This is a genomic window from Sphingosinicella terrae, from assembly GCF_003347635.1.
In the GTDB taxonomy this organism is placed as follows: Bacteria; Pseudomonadota; Alphaproteobacteria; order Sphingomonadales; family Sphingomonadaceae; genus Allosphingosinicella; species Allosphingosinicella terrae.
Map to the genome: position 1 here is coordinate 84,265 of NZ_QDFY01000006.1, position 21,195 is coordinate 105,459.

Consider the following 21,195-nt stretch of genomic DNA (forward strand, 5'->3'; position numbering starts at 1 on the left):
TCCGCGCAGCGCCCGACCAGCCCGATACATGGAGAACAGGATGCGTAAACTGATTTGGGCGGCCAGTCTCGCCACGCTCGCCATCGCCACTGGAGCGCAGGCCCAGGATGCCCCGGCCGACGAGGCCCAGGCGCTCGAGACGGCCGACGCCGAGGGCGCCGGCGACCAGATCGAGGACATCGTCGTCACCGCGTCGCGCCGCGCCGAATCGGTCCAGGATTCGTCGCTGTCGATCGCGGTGCTCGGCGGCGAGACCCTGGCCAATGCCGGCGTCACCCAGGCGTCCGACCTCGGCACCGTCGTCCCCGGCCTGACGGTGAGCCTCGGCGGCGGCACCAACCAGACTTATCTGCGCGGCGTCGGCAGCTTCGCGACCGACGCGTCGGCGGAGAGCGCGATCGCCTACAATATCAACGGCGTCTACATCTCGCGTCCGAACGGCATCGGCCCGATCTTCTTCGATCTGGAGCGGGTCGAGGTGCTGAAGGGACCGCAAGGCACACTCTATGGACGCAACGCCACCGGCGGCGCCATCAACCTCGTCACCCGCCGCCCGACCGCCGGGATCACCGGCGACTTCAGCGTCGACATCGGCAATTACGACCTCATCCGGGTGACCGGGGCGGTCGGGGGCGGCAGCGATACCTTCGCCGTGCGGGCGGCGGTGCAATATACCGATCGCGATGGCTATCTCACCGACGGCTATGACGACCAGCACAGCCTCGCCGGGCGGCTGACCGCGCTGTGGCGGCCGGCCGACAATGTCGACCTGCTCGTCACCGGCGAATATGTCAGCGTCGACAGCCAGGGCGCGGCGACGGTGAAGCGCTCGACCCTGAGCCCTGTCCCCGACGATCCCTGGGAAGGCCCGTCGGTCGGCAACGCCCAGCAGCCGCCGACCGCCTTCATACCGGGCGGCACCCGTATCCGCGACGACGGCTTCAACCTGATCGACGTCTGGGCGCTGAGCGCCGAGCTCAACGTCGATCTCGGCGGCGCCACCCTCACCTTCATCCCGGCCTATCGCGACACGCGGGCGAGCTACCTCACCTATACGCCCGGCTTCTATTTCGACACGGCCGAGACGTCGCAGCAGCAGAGCTACGAGCTTCGCCTGGGCAATGACGGCGACCGGCTGAAGTGGGTGGCGGGCGTCTATTATTTCGACGAAGACCAGACCCAGCTCTACGAGCTGCAGGCGCTCCCGATCCAGCGCAGCATCGTCAACACGACGCTCGACACGCGCTCGTGGGCGGCCTTCGGCGAGGCGACCTACAGCCTGACCGACACCTTCCGCGTGATCGGCGGCCTGCGCTATTCCGAGGATAGGAAACGCCAGGGCGGCTTCACCAACGCCTTCCTGCCGACGGTCGCGACCATCTCCAACGAGGGCCGCCGCTCGTTCGACGACATCAGCTGGCGCGCCGGTCTCGAATATGATGTCGGGCCGGAGAACATGCTCTTCGCCACAGCCGCCCGCGGCTACAAGTCCGGCGGCTTCTTTCCCTCGGTGCCGCAGCCGAACAACAGCTTCGAGCCGGAGACGCTCACCGCCTTCACCGTCGGCTCGCGCAACCGCTTCCTCGGCAACACGCTCCAGATCAACCTCGAGGGCTTCTACTGGAAGTATCGCGACAAGCAGGAGCGCTTCCTCGGCGCGACGCCTTCGGGCACCACCGGTCTGCTTACGACCAATGCCGGCCGCGCGACGCTTTACGGCGCCAGCCTCGACCTGCAATGGCGGCCGACCCCGCAGGGTACGTTCAGGGCTGCGGTCGAGTATCTGCACACCAATTACGACAGCTTCGTCTACGACGTGTACAGCCCGCCGATCGCGCCGCCCTTCCCCGGCTTCGTCAATTCCTATCCGACGGAGGCGACAGGCTGCACGCTCGGGCCCGTCCGGCCCTATGCGGGCAACGACAATCCGCCGCTTCCGCCGGGCGTGCCGGTGCCGCCGGCGCTGCTGACCGATTCCCAGCAGAGCGTCGACTGTTCGGGCATGCCGCTCGTCCGGGCGCCGAAATGGACCGGAAGTGCCGGCTACCAGCATCGCTTCGACCTCGACGGCGACCATCGCATCGTCGCCGGCGCCGACCTCCAGTTCGCGTCGGGGCAGTATCTGTCGCCCGACTTCATCGAGTCGGGCCGGGACGACGGCTATGTGTCGCTCAATGCCGATCTCAGCTTCGAATCGACCGATGGCTATACGATCACGCTCTGGGGCCGGAACCTGACCGACGAGGCGATCTATACCGGCGGCGGGCGCTACGCCTTCTCGCGCGGCGTCGCCGCAGGCGGCGATCCCACCCTGTTCTATGCCAATATCCGCGCGCCGCGGACCTACGGCGTGACCTTCAGGGCGGGATTCTGAGATGCACGGCCAGGCAGCCGCCACGATGCCGACCGGCGAAGGCACGACCTTCTCGCGAGGCTATCGCGGCTGGCTGCTGACCGTCCTCCTGATCGTCTGCCTGATCAATTATGCCGATCGCTCGGTGGTCGGGGCCGTCGCCGAGCCGCTGAGGCGCGACCTCGGCCTCAACGACCTCCAGCTCGGCCTCCTCCAGGGGCTGAGCTTCGCCTTGCTCTATTCGGTCCTCGGCATCCCCTTTGCGCGGCTTGCGGAACGACGCAGCCGGGTGAACATCCTCGCCGCCGCCACCGTCGTCTGGTCGGCGGCGACGATGGTGTGCGGCGCGGCGGCGAACTTCGCCCAACTGCTGGTGATGCGGATCATGGTCGGAGTCGGCGAGGCCGGCTTCATGGCGCCGGCGACGTCGTTGCTGGGCGATCACTTCACCCGCGACCGCCGTGCCTTCGCCACCTCGATCGTGATGCTCGGCGTTCCGTTCGGCGCGCTCGTCGGCGCGATGGCTGGGGGGATTATCGCCCAGTCGATCGGCTGGCGCTGGGCATTCGTCATCATGGGGGCCCCGGGGCTGCTCATCGCCTTGCTCGTCCGGCTCACGCTGCGCGAACCGCCACGCGGCCATGCCGAAGCCGAGACCGCGGACAGCGTGCCGCCGCTCCGCGACGTCGCCCGGCAGGTTTTCGCCGATCCTGTGTTCCGCCACGTCCTCGCGGGCGGCACCCTCGCCGGTTTCGGCCTCCACGGATTGGGCCAGTTCCTCGGCGTCTATTTCGCGCGCGTGCATGGCCTGCCGCTCTCGCTCGCCGGGATGATCTATGGCCTCGTCACCTTCGTCTCGGTCGGCGGCGGCCTGCTCATCGGCGGCGCACTGGCCGACCGGCTCGGGCGCCGCGACCTGCGCTGGTATGCGCGCATCCCGGCCATCGGCCTGTTCCTCGCGGCGCCGCTCTACGTCGCCGCCTTCACCACCACCGGCCTATCGCTCAACATCGTGCTGATCGTCGCGGCCGGCGTTTGCCTGCTGCTCCATTACGGCCCCGGCCTCGCCATCGTCCAGAATCTCGCTACCGCCCGCACCCGCGCCTCGACCATCGCGATCTACATGCTGGTGGTGAACGCGATTGCGCTGGCGCTGGCGCCGACCCTGATCGGCTGGCTCAGCGACATCTTCGCCGGAATCGAGCTTCAGGGGCGGCCCGGTCTCGTCTGCGCCGCCGGTTCCGCCGAAGCGGCCTGCATCGAGGTCGCCGGTATCGGGCTCCGCCACGCCTTCATTGCCTCCACTCCGCTCTACCTCTGGGCAGGAATTCATTACTGGCTGGCCGTGCGTGCGAGCCGACCGGCGGCCGAGCCGGCCGCGGCGTAGAGCGATTTGCAGTCGGACGTTATCGTCTGACGGCCCGCAATTCGCGGCAACCCAGAAACCTGGAGCGAGCCTGGCCCGCCAGCCGCCAGGCAGTGGCGGCTTTCGCCAACTGTTGGCGCGGATCGCTCGGAAAGCAGCGAGGAGGCCTCTGGGCCTTCTGCCCAAGCCATTGAAGAATATTCATTTTCTGGAACTGGCACGGCTCGTGCTGAGGGGTACGCATCCACGCGGCGCCAGCCGCCAGACCCCAGGAGTGAACGAGATGCAGACCGCCCGCCCTTCCCTGATCGCCCGCGACGATACCTTTTTCGGCGTCTGCCAGGGGCTCGGCGAGGATTTCGGTTTCAATCCCAATCTCCTGCGGGTGGCGCTGGCGATCGGCACCTTCTTCAACCCGGTGGCCTCGCTCGCCGCCTATGGAATCTGCGGCGTCGTCGTTGTTGCCACTCGCCTGCTGGTTCCCGATCCGAAGCAGGCGCCCGCCGCGACGACGGCCGCGGAATTGGCGCCGGCCACCGACGAGGCCCATAACGACCAGGATTGGATCGCCCTCGCCGCCGCCGCTTGAGACCGCCGCGCCGCCGGCCGCGCGGCCGGCTCAGGCGGCGTGCTTCACCGGCTGGCCGTGGAGCAGGTTCATCGAGAAGTCGTCCCAATTGGAAAGGCCCCAGCGGGACGGCTCCTCGCGGCACACGATACGATCGGGCTCGGGGAAGATGGACAGATCCAGCTCCTGCGGCGGCACGTGGGCCCGCTCCACCACCGAATAGAAGACCCGCACGACCGGACGGGTGAGTTGCTCGCGCCGCTGCGCCACGACGAGAGCGAGCCGCCGGGATTCGAGCCGGACAAGGGAGCCGACCGGATAGACGCCGATGCTCCTGATGAAGGCGGTCAGCATGCTCTCGTCGAAATGGCCCTTGAGCTTGTACATCTCGGCGATCGCCTCGGCAGGACCGTATGCGGCGCGGTGCGGCCGCGCCGAGGTCAGGGCGTCATAGGTGTCGCAGATCGCCGCCATGCGGGCGAACAGGCTGATGTCGTCGCCGGCAAGGCCGTGCGGATAGCCGCTCCCGTCATAGCGTTCGTGATGGTGCAGGCAGACGTCAGCGACGATCTTCGACAGGTCGCCGGAGCTCGACACCGCCTCGGCGCCGAGCTGCGGATGACGATGCATCTCGGCCCAGTCCTCCGCCGTATAGGGCAGGCGCTTGCTGAGCAGGAGCGGCGGCAGGAAAGCCTTGCCGATGTCCATGAACAGCCCCGCCGTGCCGGCCTGGGTGACGTAGTCGGACGGGAGCTGGAGTTGACGCGCGAGGTTCACCATCAACGCGCTGACGGCGATCGAATGCATGTAGGTATATTGGTCGAGGCTGCGCACGCGGGTCAGCGTGACGAGCGCATCCGGATGCCGCTCGACCGACTCGGCGATGGCGTTGACCACCGGCGTCGCTTCCTCGATCGCCCGATCGCCGCCTTTCTCCACATGGACGAAGAGCTCGCCCACCGCGGCCATGCAATCCGTCAGGACCATGCGCGCCGCGTGGAACTCGTTCGGACGCGGCGCCGGGCGCCGCCACGGGTCGGCGGTGAGATCCTTGGCGCCGGCGGCCTTCCCCGCGCGGGGGCGCGGCGAAGGGCTCTTCGCGGCGAACTCCTCGAGGAGCTTCGAGCGCGGCGCCGGCTCGGGCGCACTGAGATGGGCGAGCGCGGGCGCAAGGCTGCGCGCCGCATCGACCAGCACGACATCGATCTCGCTGTCCTGAAGCTTGCGGAGGTCCTCCTCCTCGGTCAGCAGGAACTTGGATTTCCAGAAGGGATGATCGAACCAGGATCCCTCCAGCCCCTGGATGTACATGCCCAGGCGCAGATCCTCTTTTCTTACGCGCAGCATCGGTGATCCATTCCCGCAAAGCCCCACACGCCTGATTGCCCGAAGCAGGTTTGGAAATGCTTAAGGCCGCGGCGGACGAACCCGGTATCGCCGCCGCACGACACCGACGGCCGCAGGCGCTCGATGCGATCCGACGCCGACATCCTCGAGGCGGTATCGGACTGCTCCACGACGGCCGGGTGATGATCGATGCCGCCGGCTCTGCCTTGCCAAAGCCGGTCGGCTCTGCATGGTGCGAAGCCCAAGCCGCCGACCATCGGGCGCAGGAGGCAGCAGGACGAGAATGCCATTGCGGTGGAGCCGAACCCTTGGTGCGGGAAAGTACGATGTCTGGAGGCTTCCTAGCGCCCCATCCGGCGATGCGCGCGGAGACGTGCCATGGCTCGGGGCCGGGCGAGTTGCCTTTCCGCGCCTCAGGCTCGGTCTCGGGCTGGCCGTCCTGGCGCTGGCGGGCTGCGCCGATCTGCCGAAGGATCCCGAAGGCACGCTCGAGCGGATCCGCGCAAGCGGCGAGCTCAGGGTCGGCCTGATCGCCGATCCGCAGCCGGACGGCACGGCGGGCCGCTACCTGGCGCGGGTCGCCGGCGCAACCGGCGCCCGCCCCGCGATCGTGAGTGGGCCGAGCGAACGGCTGCTCACCGAGCTCGAGCATGGCCGGCTCGACCTGGTGCTCGGCGAGCTGCGGCCCGATACGCCCTGGACGAGTCACGTCAACATCGTCCTGCATCCGGATCAGCAGACGAACGAGCCGGTCCTGGTCACTGCGGCTGCCGCCCGCCATGGCGAGAATGCCTGGATCATGCTGCTGGAACGCGAAGCGGGGCGGCTCGGAGGGGATCCGTGAACCGCGAACTTCCCGAGAATATTCGTGCCGACCTTCGACGTGCGCGCCGTCTCGCCTGGTGGACCCTCGCCTGGATGGGTTCGGTCGTGCTGGTCATGTGGCTCGCCATGGGCGGCAGCCAGGCGATGAAGACGGCCCTGATCGAGGACGTGCTCAGCCTGATCCCGGCGGCGGTCTTCCTCATCGCCTGCCACTTCGAGCCGAAGCCGCCGACGCGCCGCTTCCCCCACGGGCTGGAGCGGGTCCACAGCCTCGCCTCGCTCATCGCCGCCGTCGCGCTGTCCGCAGTCGGAGCGTTCCTGATCTACGACGCGGTGACGACGCTGGTGACCGCCGATCATCCCACGATCGCCTCGATAAGCCTGTTCGGCCAGGATCTGTGGCACGGCTGGGTGATGATCGCGGCCCTGGCCTACTCGGTGGTCCCGCCGGTGATCCTCGGTCGTCTCAAGCTGCCGGTCGCGCGGCGCCTTCAGGATAAGGTGCTCCACACCGACGCGATGATGCAGAAGGCTGACTGGATGACTGGCCTGGCCGGCGTCGCCGGCGTGATCGGGGTGGGCCTCGGCTATTGGTGGGCGGACGCGGCCGCGGCTGCGATCATCTCGTTCAGCATCCTCTGGGACGGGATCAACTCGCTGCGGGTTGCCACCGCCGAGCTGGTCGACGGCGCCCCGCGCGCGCTGGACGATGACGAGATCGCCGAGGATGCCGAGGCGCTGATCGCGGAGCTGGAGCGCCGCTATCCCGGCGCCGACGTCAAGCTGCGCGAGACCGGCCGCTATATCCATGCCCAGCTTGCCGGCGTCGAACCGGAGCGGCGCCTCGATCTGCGCAGCCTCTGGCCGGGCGACCCCAAGCGTGCCTGGCGGCTCGTCCAGGTCAGCTTCGTCCCGCCCGAGCCGCCGACGGCGACGAAGGACTGAGCCCGCCTGTCAGGCCGCCGCTTCGTCCTCGGGGGACTGGACGACGGCGAGGATTCGAAGGACGCGCGGGCGCCCGTCCGGGCACGGCCAGTTTATCTCCTGTCCTTCGGAAAGCCCGATCAGCCCCGCACCCACCGAGGTCATGACGGAGATCCGGCCGGCGGCGATATCCGCCTTGAACGGCATGACGAGCCGCACGCGGCGGCGGGTGTCGCTGCTCTCGTCGAGGAATTCGACCTCCGAGCCGATCCTGACGACGTTGCCGGGAAGCTTGGCATCGGGATGGACCCGGGCGCGATCGATTTCGCTCAGCACCTGCTGGGCAAGATCGGGAGAGTTGCGCTCCATCCTCAGCGCCAGGTCGGCAATGCGGTCGTAATCGGACTCGCTGATGTGAATGACCGGCTTGCGAGTTGCAGCCTTTTGCGTTGCGCTCGGCATGATGGCCTACCATTTTCTGTTCGTGGAAGCATAAGCCTCAGCAGGGTACAATAATGTCCCGCCGCGCTCGCGATTTGATGAAGTTCCCCCCAGATCGGCTAAAAGAAAAACAAGCGCGACCTGGGGCTAAGCGCCGGCGAGCAGCTGCCCCGAATGATGGAGAAATCGGCTGAATGTGAAAAGCCGGCGCATGATGAGAACGTAGCTCTCTTTCCGACACTGTCAACCCGGTAGCCAATGTCCGGCGCGGCCTTTCCTGAAACGGTCCTTCGACTTGACGTCGTCAGGGTCCTCCGATCGCCCGCATCTGGCTTGCCGCCGCCGCAGCATCGGGCGCGCCTGTCCGAACCCAGGCCGGTCGCCTCGAAGGACCTCCCGACGCTCCGCTTTCCGCGGGCCTGGACCTGAACGATCCGCCGTCGACGGCGGCCGGAGCCGGCAAGGGACATCGCCGCCCGGATCGATGCTGGATCGGAGCGCGCTACATGCCGGTGGCGGCAAAGGTATGGCCGTCGGGATCGAGATCGCGCAGGTCGCGGCCGCGCGTTTCCTTGCCGAACCAGGCGACCAGCCCCAGCGCCGCCGCCGTCGGCACGAAGATGATGATCGAGACCATCGCGAGCGGCGGCACCAGCCCGAGGATGGCGGCGAATTGGGCGAGCATGCCGCCCGCCTTGGTGCAGGCGGCGACCGTGCCGGTGGTCCGACCGCGGATCCGGAGCGGAAAGCTCTCGGCCGCATAAGGCAGCACCATCGCGACCAGCGCGTTGGTGCCGATGATGATCAGCGCGACCGGCAGCACCGGGCTGGCGACGAGGCGAAGCTCGAGCGCGAGCACGCCGACGAGCCCGATCAGAGTCACGGCGATCGATCCGACCACCGACCATTTGGTGCTCAGCCGGCTGTAGACGGCCGCGGCCACGAAGATGGTCGGAAAGGCGATCAGCGCCGACTGGGCGAGCAGGCTGCTGGTCAGCTCCATGCTGTAGCCCCTCTCGACGAGGTCGGCGGGAAGCCACAGCAGCAGCCCGAAATTGATGAGGCCGTAACAGGTTGCCGCCAGGCTGAGGGCGAGCAGCTTGCCGAAGAAGGCGGCGCCGGTGAGGGCGACCGAAGGGCCGCGCTGGAAGGCAAGCCGCTCGGCGGCGCGCGTCTTTCGCGCTTGTGCCCCGAACCGCTCCATGACGCGCTGCGCTTCCTGACGCCGGCCCCTGGCGAGGAGGAATTTGGCCGATTCCGGGATCAGTCCGCCGAGGAGGATGAGCGCGAGCCCGGTCGGGAGGTTCATCAGCCAAAGGATCCGCCATCCGAAGAGCGGCTGCAGCAGCGCCGACGCCGCGCCGGCCGCGAAATAGCCGCCGACCGCGCCCAGTCCGCCGACCAGGACAAGGCTCCAGCCGCGATGCTTGCTCGGCATCATCTCGGCGAGCAGCGCGTAGGTGACGGGCAGCATTCCGCCGGCCGCGGCGCCCATCATGAAGCACATGCCGACATTCCAGGCGAAGGACGGCATCGCCCCACAGATCGCGGTGCCGACGAACATCACCGCGGACAGCAGGATCGAGGCCTTGCGCCCGTAAATGTCGGCGACCACGCCCCACAGGACCGAACCGACCACCGTCCCGATCAGCGCGAAGAAGGGCAATAGCGAGACGGTAGGGCGATCGACTCCATATTCGCCGACCATGCCCGGCAGCGTGAAGCCGAGGCTGGCGGGCTTCATCACGTCGATGACGAGCGCGATGACAAGCACGGCCATCAGCCGCCAGTGCGCCGCCGTCAGCGGCGCATCCTCCGGCGGCGACACGACGATCTCCTCGGCTGCCGCGAGGTGCTGCGAGATGTCTCGCGGCAGCAGCCCGTAGCAGGCGATGGCGGTCCCGCCGATGATCAGGCCCATGCCGACGATCATGTCGTCGCCCATCGGCATGCCGTTCAGCCGATAGCCCATGTCGCGACCCATCAGGAACATCGGGATGTGCATGACCACGCCGACCGTCACCGCGGCGACGCCGAGCACGAACGCCCAAAGCCCCCGCCGCTGCGCAAAGGTGCTCATGCTCAGCATGTCTTGATCGTTTCCCCGTTGGCCGACTTCAGCGACTGGGGATCAGCGATGGGCGAGCGCTGGGAAAGTTGCAATGCGGGACGAGCGATGGGCGCGGCTTTCGAGTCCGCCGCCCAAATTAGAACGCGTCACGGGAGGTCGCCTGGGGAGATCGTGGTGCCGCTTGGGGGACTCGAACCCACGACCCCATCATTACGAATGATGTGCTCTACCAGCTGAGCTAAAGCGGCGTGCCACGGAAGCGGGCCCTTATCAGGGGGGCCCTGGGAAGACAAGCGGCGCCCTTCACGGGGTTAGACTTAACCATATCTCAACCACGAGCGGTGCATCCACGGCCCAATCGCGACGTGCGGCGCCGAGGACGATATATGGACAGCTTGCGGGGTTTTGAAGACGAGGCGGCGGTCGCGCACGCGCCGGACGACGAGGCGGCGATCGAGCGCCCGCCGGAGATCGGCGTCGATGAGCGGCGCATGCATGTGCGCGCCTACAATTACTGGGTTTCGCTGCTCAACGGACGGCCCTACCCTTCGATCGGCGACGTCGATCCGCATACGATCGAGGATTTCGGCGGCAACAGCGTCCTGCTCGATTTCTCGACCAACGCTCACGATCCGGAGATCGCCTTCCTCGGCCGCGCGCTTCGGTACGAATGCGACGTCGACCAGACGATCCGCCGCATCAGCCAGGTGCCGCCGCGCTCCCTGCTGTCGCGGCTGACCGACCATTATATGCAGATCATCGCCAATCGGGCTCCGATCGGCTTCGAGGCGGAGTTCGTCGGCCAGCGCGGCCACAACACTCTCTACCGCGGCATCCTGATGCCTCTCTCCTCCGACGGCGAGGCGATCGACTTCATCTATGGCGTGATCAACTGGAAGGAGCTGGCCGACAGCTCCACCGCCCATGCTCTGGAGACGGAGGTGGACCGCGCCATCGCCGCCGCGCCCGCGGTCGGCGGCTGTCCCGTTTGGGCGGACGGTCCCAATGCCGACCTTTCGGCCGAGAAGGCGCAGGCGCCGGGCGAACCGAATCTCGGCTTCTGGCCGGACGAGGCCGCCGCGCCCGAGGCCGACCTGGCCGACGACGCCTCCCTCGCCGATCGCCTCTTCGCGGCGCGCGAAATCGCCGAGCAGGCGGCGGGAAGCGACCTGCGTAGCCGGGTCGCCCTCTATCGTGCGCTGGGCCAGGCCTATGATTTCGCGCTGGCCGCCGAATCGGATCCCGAAGGCTATGCCGAGCTGCTGGCCGACGCCGGGGTGAAGACGCAGGCACGGGCACCCATGACCCCGGTGGCCAAGCTCGTCTTCGGCATCGACTACGACAAGACCCGCCTCACCGAGTTCGCCGCATCGCTCGCCTGGGCGAAGCGCGAGGGCCTCGGCGCCGGCGCCCTGCCCGCTTATCTGGAAGCCTTTGCCGGCGGCCTCAAAGGCGTGGTCCAGGCGGAGCGCAAGGCGCGCCGTCCGCTGCCCCGTCCCGACATGTGGCAGGAAGTGCGCGAGGCGCTCCGCCATGCGCCCCCGATTGCCCAGGTGACGGTGGCGCTGCCGGCGGAGTCCGGTGAGTTCGTCCTCCTGCTCGCGCGGCGCGACCAGGACCGCCTCGCCATCGTCGCCCCGGTCGACGACGAGAAGCTGGTCGAGCAGGCGATCCGCAAGAGCGCCGCCTAAGCCGGCTCGGCGGGTGCCGCCTTGCGGCGCGCGCGGTCGCGCAGCCACTGAATTCGGTTCCTGCCGGCCTCTTGGACATGGACGGGCCTGCCCTGTCGCCTTGCTCGCCCACCGGACGCTTGCGCCGCCCGCGGCCGCGCAGGCCGGGCGGGCGACATATGCCTGATCCCCTCCGCCGGCCCGCCTTGCCCATGGCTCCGGGGCGGGTCTATAGGCCCGCGGCATGCGGGCCAGGCCTGCCATGCCAAGACCAGGAGCGAGTTCGATGAGTGCGGACAATGTCGCTGGATCCACGAGCGCTTCCGGCGGAAGCGCCGCCAGCGGCAAGGTGTCGGGAGACTCCCTTCACCGGCAGCTGCGCGACAGCCTGGTCGAGGCGCTCCGGCGGGGCGCGCTTCCCGGCGAGCTGGAAGGGTTCGGCGACGAGGACTTCGTTCAGGCCGCCGAGTTCATCATCGAATGCGCCAGCCGTCGGCCGCCCGGCATCGCGCTGGTCAGGCTCGAATCGGCTGGCACCCAGCTCGGCCGGCGGCGGATGCGAATCTGCATCGCCAATGACGACATGCCCTTCCTGGTCGATTCGATCGCGACGGCGATCGCCGGCCGTGGCCTCATCATCCACCGCCTGCTCCATCCGGTCGTCTGCGTCCGACGCGACGGCCATGGCTGTCTCGAAGCGGTCGAGCCGCTCTGCGACGAGCCCCAGCGCCGCGAATCGATCATGTATATCGAAGTCGATCGCGCCGATGCCCGCAGCCGCAGCGAGTTGCTGACGGAGCTGCATCGCGTTCTCGCCGACGTCCGGGCCTCGGTCGTCGACTGGCCCGCGATGCAGGCGAGAATGCGCGCCGATGCCGACCTCATCCGCGGCGACGAGGAAGGCGCGGCGCTGCTGCGCTGGTTCGCCGACGGTGCGATGACGCTGCTCGGCTATCATGTCGAGCGGCCGACCGGCCAGCCGACCGATGCGCTCGGCCTGTTCCGCCTTCCCGGCGAACCTACCGACGAAGGCGGATGCATGGGTGCGATCCGTTATTTCGAGCGGGGCGGATCGGTGCCGCTCATCGCCAAGGCCGACCGCCGCTCTAGCGTGCACCGGCGGGTTCCGCTCGATCTTGTCGTCGTCCCTGTCCGCGAGGGCGACGATATCGTCGGCGTCGGGGTCCACGCCGGGCTGTGGACCAGCCAGGCGCTCACCGCTCCGGTCGAGGATGTGCCGCTACTCCGCCAGCGCCTGGGCGAGCTCGACCGCGACTTCGGTTTCGATCCGCGCGGCCATAGCGGCAAGGCGCTCCGCCACGCCGTCACCTCTCTGCCGCACGATCTGCTGATCAACCTGCCCTATGAAGCGGTGAAGGCGCTGGTGGTGACGGCGATGTCGCTGGCCGACCGGCCGCGGCCGACCCTGACCCTCGTCCGGTCGATACTGAAAGGCCATCTCTTCGCATTCGTCTGGCTGCCGCGCGACGAGCTGACCACCCGGCGCCGTATCGCCATCGGCCGAATGATCGCCAAGGCATCGTCGGGCGAGATCAACAATTATGCGGTCGACCTCGGCGACGGCGACCTCGCCTTGATTCGCTACACCCTGTCGGTCGCGGCCGATTCCCCGGATCCCGACGTCGCCGAGCTCGACCGCCGGCTCGACGAGATGGTCCGCGGCTGGGAACCCAATGTCGAGGAGGCGCTTGGGGAACTGGTCGGACCGACCCGCGCAACCCGCCTCGCGCTCACCTATCTCGGCCGCTTTCCCGAAGGCTATCGGATCCGGACGGGCGCCCAGGAGGCCGCCGCGGACGTCGCCCGAATCGATGCGCTCTCAGGACTGCAGGCCCGCGACGTCCGGCTGTTCGGCCGCGAAGGCGATGCGGCGGAGCGCCTGCATCTCAAGACCTATCGCTGGGGCGAGATGATCCCGCTCTCTGAGGCGGTGCCGGTCCTCGAGAATTTCGGGTTTCGGGTGCTTGAGGAAGTCCCGACGGCGATGACCGGTGCCGGCGGCGCCCATATCTCCGCCTTCGAGCTCGACGTGGCCGGCGGCGGCCACGCTTCGAACGTGCTGGCGCGAAGCCAGATGGTCGAGCGGGCGATCGCGGCCGTGCTCGAGGCTCGTGCCGAGAACGATCCGTTCAACCAGCTCATCGTCGCCTCCGGTCTGGAGCCGCGCGATGCGGTGCTGTTCCGCGCCTGGTTCCGGTATCTGCGCCAGACCGGCTTGTCTTATTCCCAGCAGACCGTCGTCGACGCGCTTCGCCACGCGCCGGAGGTGACCAAGGGGCTGATCGCGCTGTTCGATGCGATGCACGATCCATCGCTCTCCGGCGATCGCGACGCGGCGATCGCTGCCGCCGAGGCGCGGATAAACCGAGGCCTGGCGGCGGTCGCCGCGATCGATGAAGATCGAATCCTGCGCCTCTTCCGCGGCGTCATCGCCGCGACCCTGCGCACCAACGCCTTCGCGCCGGCCGGGGCCGAGGCGCTCGCCTTCAAACTCGATTCGGCGCAGGTGCCGGGGTTGCCGGCGCCGGTGCCGTGGCGCGAGATCTGGGTCTACAGCCCGCGGCTCGAAGGCATTCACTTGCGCGGCGGCCCGATCGCCCGCGGCGGGCTGCGCTGGTCCGACCGGCGCGACGATTTCCGCACCGAGATCCTCGGCCTGATGAAGGCGCAGCTCGTCAAGAATGCGGTGATCGTGCCGACCGGTGCCAAGGGCGGCTTCTATCCCAAGCAGCTTCCCACCGCCTCCGATCGTGACGCCTGGCTGGCCGAAGGCACCGAATCCTACCGGATCTTCATCCGCGCCTTGCTTTCGGTCACCGACAATATCGTCGAGGACAAGGTCGTCCATCCGCCGCAGGTCACCGTCCGCGACGGCGACGATCCCTATTTCGTCGTCGCCGCCGACAAGGGAACCGCCACCTTCTCTGACGTCGCCAACGGCATCGCGGTATCGCAGGGCTTCTGGCTCGGCGATGCCTTCGCCTCCGGCGGCAGCCAGGGCTACGATCACAAGGCGATGGGCATCACCGCCCGCGGCGCCTGGGTCTCCGTTCAGCGCCATTTCCGCGAGCTCGGCATCGACGTCCAGACCCAGCCGATCCGGGTCGCCGGCGTCGGCGACATGTCGGGCGACGTGTTCGGCAACGGCATGCTGCTGTCGAAGGCGATCCGCCTGGTCGCCGCCTTCGATCATCGCCACATCTTCCTCGATCCCGACCCCGATGCCGCGCGCAGCTGGATCGAGCGCAAGCGTCTGTTCGATCTGCCGCGATCGAGCTGGGCCGACTATGACACCAGCCTGATCTCGACGGGCGGCGGCGTGTTCCCACGCAGCCAGAAGGCGATCCCGCTCAGCCCCGAGGTCCGCTCGATGCTGCAGCTCGACGCGCCGGAGGTCGACCCGGCGACCTTGATCAAGGCGATCCTGAGGAGCCCTGTCGACCTGCTCTGGTTCGGCGGCATCGGCACCTACATCAAAGCGAGCGATCAGGGTCATGCCGATGTCGGCGATCCCGGCAACGACTCGATCCGGGTCAATGCGGCCGAGCTGCGCGCGCGCTCGATCGGCGAGGGCGCGAACCTCGCCGTCACCCAGGCAGCCCGGATTGAGTTCGCTCAGGTCGGGGGCCGCATCAACACCGACTTCATCGACAATTCGGCGGGCGTCGACTGCTCCGACAACGAGGTCAACATCAAGATCCCGCTCAACCGGGAGATGTCGGAGGGCCGGCTCGAATTCGAGACGCGCAACAGCCTCCTCGCCGAGATGACCGACGAGGTCGCCGAGATCGTGCTCGAGGACAATCGACTGCAGACGCTGGCCCTGTCGATCGCGGAGCGCGGCGGCGCCGACGCGCTGCCTCAGCTGGTCCGCGTCATCGAGGTGCTCGAGGAGAGCGGCCGCCTCAACCGCGCCGTCGAGGGGCTCGACAGCAATGAGGAGCTGCTGCGCCGGGCCCAGCAGAATCAGGGCCTCACCCGGCCCGAGCTGGCCGTGCTTCTGTCGACCACCAAGATGCGCCTCCAGTCGGCGATCGAGATCGCCCCGTTTGTCGAGGATCCGACGCTCGAGCCGGAGCTGCTCGGCGCCTTTCCGCCGCAAATGCAGGATCGCCATCGCGACGCCATACTCCGACACCGGCTGCGCAAGCAGATCATCGCCACCAAGATCGCCAACCGCTTCGTCAACCGCCTCGGCATCATCGCCCCGCTCTCGCTGACCGAGCAGGAGGGCGCCGCTTACGGCCAGGCCGCCGCCGCCTTCGTCGCCGCCGAGCGGCTGTTCGGCATGAAGCATCTCTGGGAGGATCTCGACGCCACCGACATGCCCGAGCAGGCGCGGCTGGCCTTGTTCGATCAGGCCTCTCGCGGGCTCCAGTTCCACATCGCCGACCTGCTGCGCTGCACGTCGCCGGACGAGATGCCGGGTCAGATCGTCGACCGGCTCCGGCCGGGGCTCGACAAGCTGACCGCGGGCTTGGGCGAACTGCTCCGGCCCGAGCCGCTGGCGGAAGCGTCCGCTCTCCGGTCCGGCCTCGAGGGGCTGGGCGGTCCGCCCGAATTGGTCGGCCGGATCGTGCGGCTGTTCGAGCTCAATGCCGGCATCGGCCTCGCCGTGCTTGGCCGCCGGATCGGTGTCGACGAGGTGGTGCTGACCAGGGCCTATACCCGTCTCGGCGAGGCGCTGGGACTCGACTGGGCGCAGAATGCGGCCAACCAGTTCCAGGCCAAGGACCAGTGGGAACGGCTGCTGACCGCCGGCCTCGCCCGCGATTTCGAGCAGCTGCGGCTCGAATTCCTCGGCCGGCGCGACAGCGATCCGGAAGCGGCGGTCGAGCGCTGGGTGGCCGACCAGGGACCGCGGATCGAGCAGTTCCGCAACACCGTCGAGCGGGCGCGGGCGGCCACGGTCACCACCTCCCCGATGCTCGCCCAGATCGCCACCCAGGCCCGCGTGCTGCTGGCGCGGTAAGACCTAAGGTCTGTCCCGGTCAGGACGGGCTCCAGCCGGCCGCCCGGCGGAACAGCCACACCCGGATCGCGCTGGCGAGGTTGGCGGGATCGGGCTCGCTGATCCGCTCCGCGTCGATCCGGGCGACGAGCGCGTTGAGCGGAAGCTGCTCCTGCTCCGCCGCCTCGCGCAGCGCTTGCCAGAAGGCCGGCTCCAGGCTGATCGAGGTGGCGTGGCCGGCAATCATGATCGATCTTTTCACCGGCCCCATCGCCGCGCCCGCCTCAATACATGTGCTGGCCGCCGTTGATCGACAGCGTCGAGCCGGTGACGAAGCCGGCATCTTCCGAGCAGAGAAAGGCGACGCCGCGGGCGATCTCTTCGGCGTGGCCGAGCCGGCCGACCGGTATCCGGGCGACGATCTTCTCGAGCACGTCCTGCGGGACGGCCGCGACCATCTCGGTGTCGATATAGCCGGGCGCGATCGCATTGACGGTGATGCCGGCGCGCGCGCCCTCCTGCGCCAGCGCCTTGGTGAAGCCATGGATTCCGGACTTGGCGGCGGCGTAATTGACCTGGCCATATTGGCCGGCTTGGCCGTTGATCGAGCCGATATTGACGATCCTCCCATATTTGCGCTCGTTCATGCCGTTCCACACCGCCTTGGCCATGTTGAAGCAGCCGCCGAGATTGACGTCGATCACTTCGTCCCACATCTGCCGCGTCATCCGCTTCATCGTGCCGTCCCGGGTAATGCCGGCATTGTTGACGAGGACGTCGACGGGGCCGAGCTCCTCCTCGACCTGGCCGACGCCGGCCAGGCAGGAATCGAGGTCGGAGACATCCCATCTATAGGCCTTGATCCGGGTGCGCTCGCTGAACTGCCGCGCCTTCTCCTCATTGCCCGCATAATTGGCGGCGACGGTCACCCCCGCGTCGCGAAGCGCGATGCTGATCGCCTCGCCAATGCCTCGCGTCCCACCGGTGACGATTGCAACTCGCGCCATTATCCTCTCCTCTTCTGTTATCGGCCCGGGCCTTATTGCGCCCCTGTCCATCCTTCAAGCTCGCGCGCCAGCAGCCGCTTCAGCATCGTCACCCCCGGCGCGCTGTCGTTCAGGCAGGAAAGATAGGCGAAGTCGGTTCCGCCCGCTTCGGTGAAGGATTCACGGCCGCGGATCGCGAGCTCCTCCAGCGTCTCGACGCAATCGGCGGAGAAGCCCGGCGCCAGCACGGCGACGCGCCGAACGCCTTTGCCGGGCAGGCCGGCGAGCACCTTGTCGGTCGCGGGCTCGAGCCATTTCGCCCGGCCGAACCGCGACTGGAACGCCACGATCAGCTCGCGGCCCATCGCCTCCGCCAGCAGCCGCGCCGTCTTGCGGCAATGGCAGTGGTAGGGGTCGCCGAGATGAAGGGTGCGCTCGGGCATGCCGTGGAAGCTGGCGACGATCGCCTCCGGCTCGAAAGGCAGCGCCGCGATCTCGGCCTCGGTCACCGCCTTGAGCGCGGCGATATACTCCGGATCTTCGAAATAAGGGGGCAGGGTGCGTACTGCCGGCTGCCAGCGCATCCGGCGAAGATGGGCGAACGCCTCGTCATTGGCGGTGGCCGTCGTCGCGGCGCAATATTGCGGGTAGAGCGGCGCGATCAGGATTCGCGTGCAGCCGGCCGCCCACAGGGCGTCGACCCGCTCGGCGATGGCGGGGCGGCCGTAGCGCATCGCATGATCGACGATCACGCCGGGCCCGAAGGCGCCGGCCAGCGCCTTCGCCTGCCGCGCCGTGATCGCCGCCAGCGGCGAACCTTCCTCGGTCCACACCTGGCGATAGGCCTCGGCCGACTTGCGGGGCCGGCGCGGGAGGATGATTCCGCGCAGGATCGGCTGCCAGACGAGCTGCGGGATCTCGATCACGCGCGGGTCGGAAAGAAACTCCTTGAGGTACAGCCGCACCGCGCCCGGCTCCGGCGCATTCGGCGTACCGAGATTGATCAGCAGCACGCCCAGCCTGGCTGGCGGGACGGCGGGATGGTCGGCCGGTGGCTTCACCGGACGGCCCCGACGACCAGCGGCAGGGACCGCAGCCGCCGCCCGGTCAGCGAGAAGAGCGCGTTGGCCACGGCCGGCGCCGCGGTCGGCACGGCCAGTTCGGTGACCCCGCCGGGCTCCTCGTCGCTCTCGAGGAGCTCGACCGCGACCTCGGGCGAGTCGCGCAGGAGAGGCAGGCGATGGGCACCGATTGTGCGCGCGGTCGGAATGCCGCCGGCCAGCTCGACCGGCTCGCCGACCGCCTGCGAGATGCCGTGGACGAGGCCGCCCTCGATCTGCTGGCGAACGATCTCCGGATTGACCACTCGGCCGCAATCGACCGCGCAAACTGCCCGAAGCACGCGGACGCGCTGCTCGCGGGTCACCTCGATCTCGACCAGGGTAGCGACATAGGATCCGAAGGCGCGGTGAACGGCGATGCCCATGCCGCTGCCGGCGGCGCCGCCGTCCCAGCCGCCGATCGCGGTCGCCGTCTGCAGCACCCGCGCGAGGCGGGCATCCTGGCCGACCATGCGCATCCGGAACGAGAAGGGCTCAATCCCCGCCGCCCGCGCCAGCTCGTCGATGAAACTCTCGGTGAAGAAGGCGGTGTAGCTGTGGGCGCCGGACCGCCAGACGCCCGTATCGATGCCGATCTCGACCGGCACATGGTCGACGGCGAGGTTCGGGATCGCATAAGGCGGCACGGCGCCGCCGACCGGCCCGCCGTCCGGTTGAAAGAAACTCCCGGCGACGCGAAGCCGCCGTGCCACCTCGGCCGCTGTCGCCGGCACGGCGATCCGCGCCTGCCAGGCCGAAATGCCTGCCGGCGCGATCCAGGCGTGCATGCGCGCAGCGGCCGGCGGCCGGAAGGTGTCGCGCTGGATCTCCTGGATCCGCGGCCAGGTCAGCTGGACGGGGCGACCGACCCGTACGGCGACCACCGCCGCCTGCTCGATCGCTACTACCTCGAGCTTGCGTCCATAGCCGCCGCCGACCAGGGTCGGATAGAGCGTCACCTGACCTTCGGCAAAGCCGACCGCGCGGGCCGCCGCCGCACGCGCCAGTGCCGGAGCCTGGGTCGGCGCCCAGATCTCCAGCCGATCGCCGATCAGCCGTGCCGTCGCCGTCAACGGCTCGATCGCCGCGCTCGGCGCCAGCCCGACCTCATAGCGTGCGGTGACGTGGCTGGCGCCGGGGAAGGCGCCGTCGATGTCGCCGGCCTCGAATCGCCGGTCGGCTTCACCCTCATCGAGCGCGGCGGCCAGGGCTGCGGGAATGTCTGCGGTCGACGGCAGGCCAGCGGGGACTTCGTAGCGCGCCTGAAGCGCGTCGAGCGCCCTAGCCGCCGCCCACCAATTGCCGCCGACCACCGCCAGCCAGTCGGCATGCTCGATCACCGTCAGCGCGTCGAATACCGCGTCGGCGGCGGCGGCGTCCATCGCCACCCGGCGACTTCCGCGCGGACCGCTGCGAACGGCAGCATAGACCATGTCGGGCAGCCGTACGTCGGCGGCGAAGATCGCGGTGCCGTCGATCTTGGCGGGGATGTCGAGGCGCGGCAGCGGCTGGCCGACCAGCCGATTGTCGGCACCGCCGCGGATCGGCAGATCGGGCGGCAGCTCCTCGCCCGCGGCGGCTTCGGCCAATTGCGAAAACGGAATGCGATCGCCTTCCCGCCAGACGAAGCCTTCGCGGGTGTCGAGGCTCTCCCAGTCGGCGTCCCATCGCCTCGCCGCCGCCTTGCTGAGCAGCGCCCGGGCCGCGGCACCCGCCTCCTGCATCCTCGCCTCGAAGGCTCGGATCGAGGTCGAGCCCCCGGTCAGCATCAGCGCCTCCCGGGTCGCATATTGCTGCGCCGACCAGCGATCGACGCCGAACAGCGCGGGGAAGCCGCTTTCCGCGCCGGCCTCCTCGGCAAGGACCATATTGGCGTAGAGCGGGCTGATCGGCGCCGGCTCGACCGAGACCGTCCGCCAGTCGGCGCCGAGCTCGTCCGCGAGAATTTGCGGGAGGCTGGTATAGACGCCCTGTCCCAGCTCCACCTGCGGCACGGCCACCACGACGCGGCCGTCGGCGGCGATCTTGAGGAAGGCGTTGATAATCGTCTCGCCTTCGGCGGCGCGAAGATTGGGACGATAGACACGCGGCCAGAACGCCCAGGCGACGACCAGCCCGATTCCCGCGCCGCCGCCTACCAGCAGCGTGCGCCGGCTTATTCCGCGACTGTCGCCGTCCCGCGCCATCCAGGGCCTGATAGAGGGCCGTCCGGGCGGCGGCTAGAGCTTGATTCCCGGGCGGCTTTTCGCCATTCGCTGCTCGCATCCGGGAGCGAACATGGCCGCACGTATCTACCAGCGCTACAAGAACGCGATGCAGTCGGGAAAGGCGCGCACCGACGAGTGGGTGCTCGAGTTCGAATCGCGCCGCCCCAAGCGTGCCGATCCGCTCACCGGCTGGTCCGGCGGCGCCGATACTCAGGAGCAGGTACAGCTTACCTTCCCCAGCCTCGATGCGGCCAAGGCCTATGCCGAGCGCCATGGGATCGACCATCATGTCGTTCCGCCGGCATTGCCCCGGCTGAAGCTCCAGTCCTACGCGGACAATTTCCGCTGACGCCCTGACGGGGGCG

At 68.6% G+C, this 21,195-nt stretch carries 15 protein-coding genes and 1 tRNA gene; 8 read left to right on the forward strand and 8 right to left on the reverse strand.

Annotated features, from left to right (window positions below):
- Positions 1-40 precede the first annotated feature (40 nt).
- The 3 genes from DDE10_RS13660 (at position 41) to DDE10_RS13670 (ending at position 4,308) form a co-directional block, all read left to right on the forward strand.
- Entirely contained in the window at positions 41-2,374 is a 2,334-nt protein-coding gene (locus DDE10_RS13660; protein ID WP_162806614.1) for a TonB-dependent receptor, read from the forward strand.
- Position 2,375: 1 nt separating this feature from the next.
- Positions 2,376-3,740, forward strand: a complete 1,365-nt coding sequence (locus tag DDE10_RS13665) for a spinster family MFS transporter (RefSeq protein WP_114953335.1) — start codon at positions 2,376-2,378, stop codon at positions 3,738-3,740.
- Between the two features lie 262 nt (positions 3,741-4,002).
- Positions 4,003-4,308: a PspC domain-containing protein gene (locus DDE10_RS13670; RefSeq protein WP_114953336.1), complete on the forward strand. Its 306-nt coding sequence runs from the start codon at positions 4,003-4,005 to the stop codon at positions 4,306-4,308.
- A gap of 30 nt (positions 4,309-4,338) precedes the next feature.
- Here DDE10_RS13670 and DDE10_RS13675 read toward each other — a convergent pair whose 3' ends face one another.
- Complete coding sequence (locus DDE10_RS13675) at positions 4,339-5,634, reverse strand: HD-GYP domain-containing protein (RefSeq protein ID WP_114953337.1); 1,296 nt, start codon at positions 5,632-5,634, stop codon at positions 4,339-4,341.
- A 373-nt stretch (positions 5,635-6,007) separates the two neighbouring features.
- Here DDE10_RS13675 and DDE10_RS13680 point away from each other — a divergent pair, with 373 nt between their 5' ends.
- Together DDE10_RS13680 and DDE10_RS13685 are read left to right on the forward strand one after the other, a co-directional pair.
- On the forward strand, positions 6,008-6,478 hold the full coding sequence (locus tag DDE10_RS13680) for a type 2 periplasmic-binding domain-containing protein (protein WP_114953338.1): 471 nt from the start codon (positions 6,008-6,010) through the stop codon (positions 6,476-6,478).
- A complete protein-coding gene (locus tag DDE10_RS13685) occupies positions 6,475-7,404 on the forward strand; it encodes a cation diffusion facilitator family transporter (RefSeq protein WP_284734660.1) in 930 nt (309 codons plus the stop codon). The genes DDE10_RS13680 and DDE10_RS13685 overlap by 4 nt, the downstream gene beginning before the upstream one ends.
- A gap of 9 nt (positions 7,405-7,413) precedes the next feature.
- On the opposite strand, the gene rnk is transcribed toward DDE10_RS13685, so the two are convergent.
- The 3 genes from rnk to DDE10_RS13700 all read right to left on the reverse strand — a co-directional run bounded on the left by rnk (position 7,414) and on the right by DDE10_RS13700 (position 10,143).
- Positions 7,414-7,845: a nucleoside diphosphate kinase regulator gene (gene rnk / locus DDE10_RS13690; protein ID WP_114953339.1), complete on the reverse strand. Its 432-nt coding sequence runs from the start codon at positions 7,843-7,845 to the stop codon at positions 7,414-7,416.
- A gap of 481 nt (positions 7,846-8,326) precedes the next feature.
- Positions 8,327-9,913 (reverse strand): MFS transporter, encoded by a 1,587-nt coding sequence (locus DDE10_RS13695; protein WP_114953340.1) that lies wholly within the window; start codon positions 9,911-9,913, stop codon positions 8,327-8,329.
- 154 nt (positions 9,914-10,067) lie between these two features.
- Positions 10,068-10,143, reverse strand: a tRNA-Thr gene (locus DDE10_RS13700).
- Between the two features lie 138 nt (positions 10,144-10,281).
- On the opposite strand from DDE10_RS13700, the gene DDE10_RS13705 reads away from it, so the two are divergent.
- Both DDE10_RS13705 and DDE10_RS13710 read left to right on the forward strand, forming a co-directional pair.
- Entirely contained in the window at positions 10,282-11,586 is a 1,305-nt protein-coding gene (locus DDE10_RS13705) for a PAS domain-containing protein (RefSeq protein ID WP_114953341.1), read from the forward strand.
- Positions 11,587-11,851: 265 nt separating this feature from the next.
- A complete protein-coding gene (locus tag DDE10_RS13710; protein ID WP_114953342.1) occupies positions 11,852-16,558 on the forward strand; it encodes an NAD-glutamate dehydrogenase in 4,707 nt (1,568 codons plus the stop codon).
- A 19-nt stretch (positions 16,559-16,577) separates the two neighbouring features.
- On the opposite strand, the gene DDE10_RS13715 is transcribed toward DDE10_RS13710, so the two are convergent.
- From DDE10_RS13715 to DDE10_RS13730, 4 genes are read right to left on the reverse strand one after another with little or no spacing between them, the layout of a single operon-like run.
- Positions 16,578-16,808, reverse strand: a complete 231-nt coding sequence (locus tag DDE10_RS13715; RefSeq protein WP_114953343.1) for a ribbon-helix-helix domain-containing protein — start codon at positions 16,806-16,808, stop codon at positions 16,578-16,580.
- A gap of 13 nt (positions 16,809-16,821) precedes the next feature.
- Positions 16,822-17,544 carry an acetoacetyl-CoA reductase gene (gene phbB / locus DDE10_RS13720; protein ID WP_114953344.1) on the reverse strand — a complete coding sequence of 241 codons (723 nt, stop codon included), beginning with the start codon at positions 17,542-17,544 and terminating at the stop codon, positions 16,822-16,824.
- A gap of 32 nt (positions 17,545-17,576) precedes the next feature.
- Positions 17,577-18,584, reverse strand: coding sequence for a ferrochelatase (hemH, locus tag DDE10_RS13725; RefSeq protein WP_114953345.1), 1,008 nt, complete (start codon positions 18,582-18,584; stop codon positions 17,577-17,579).
- Positions 18,581-20,809, reverse strand: a complete 2,229-nt coding sequence (locus tag DDE10_RS13730) for a xanthine dehydrogenase family protein molybdopterin-binding subunit (RefSeq protein ID WP_114953346.1) — start codon at positions 20,807-20,809, stop codon at positions 18,581-18,583. Before DDE10_RS13730 ends, hemH begins: the two co-directional genes overlap by 4 nt.
- A 91-nt stretch (positions 20,810-20,900) precedes the next feature.
- On the opposite strand from DDE10_RS13730, the gene DDE10_RS13735 reads away from it, so the two are divergent.
- Positions 20,901-21,179: an ETC complex I subunit gene (locus DDE10_RS13735; RefSeq protein ID WP_114953347.1), complete on the forward strand. Its 279-nt coding sequence runs from the start codon at positions 20,901-20,903 to the stop codon at positions 21,177-21,179.
- Positions 21,180-21,195: the final 16 nt, after the last annotated feature.

Coding starts and splice junctions, on each gene's coding strand:
- DDE10_RS13660 (WP_162806614.1), top strand. CDS start 41: ATGCGTAAACTGATTTGGGCGGCCAGTCTCGCCACGCTCGCCATCGCC.
- DDE10_RS13665 (WP_114953335.1), top strand. CDS start 2,376: ATGCACGGCCAGGCAGCCGCCACGATGCCGACCGGCGAAGGCACGACC.
- DDE10_RS13670 (WP_114953336.1), top strand. CDS start 4,003: ATGCAGACCGCCCGCCCTTCCCTGATCGCCCGCGACGATACCTTTTTC.
- DDE10_RS13675 (WP_114953337.1), bottom strand. CDS start 5,634: ATGCTGCGCGTAAGAAAAGAGGATCTGCGCCTGGGCATGTACATCCAG.
- rnk (WP_114953339.1), bottom strand. CDS start 7,845: ATGCCGAGCGCAACGCAAAAGGCTGCAACTCGCAAGCCGGTCATTCAC.
- DDE10_RS13695 (WP_114953340.1), bottom strand. CDS start 9,913: ATGCTGAGCATGAGCACCTTTGCGCAGCGGCGGGGGCTTTGGGCGTTC.
- DDE10_RS13705 (WP_114953341.1), top strand. CDS start 10,282: ATGGACAGCTTGCGGGGTTTTGAAGACGAGGCGGCGGTCGCGCACGCG.
- DDE10_RS13710 (WP_114953342.1), top strand. CDS start 11,852: ATGAGTGCGGACAATGTCGCTGGATCCACGAGCGCTTCCGGCGGAAGC.
- DDE10_RS13715 (WP_114953343.1), bottom strand. CDS start 16,808: ATGGGGCCGGTGAAAAGATCGATCATGATTGCCGGCCACGCCACCTCG.
- phbB (WP_114953344.1), bottom strand. CDS start 17,544: ATGGCGCGAGTTGCAATCGTCACCGGTGGGACGCGAGGCATTGGCGAG.
- DDE10_RS13730 (WP_114953346.1), bottom strand. CDS start 20,809: ATGGCGCGGGACGGCGACAGTCGCGGAATAAGCCGGCGCACGCTGCTG.
- DDE10_RS13735 (WP_114953347.1), top strand. CDS start 20,901: ATGGCCGCACGTATCTACCAGCGCTACAAGAACGCGATGCAGTCGGGA.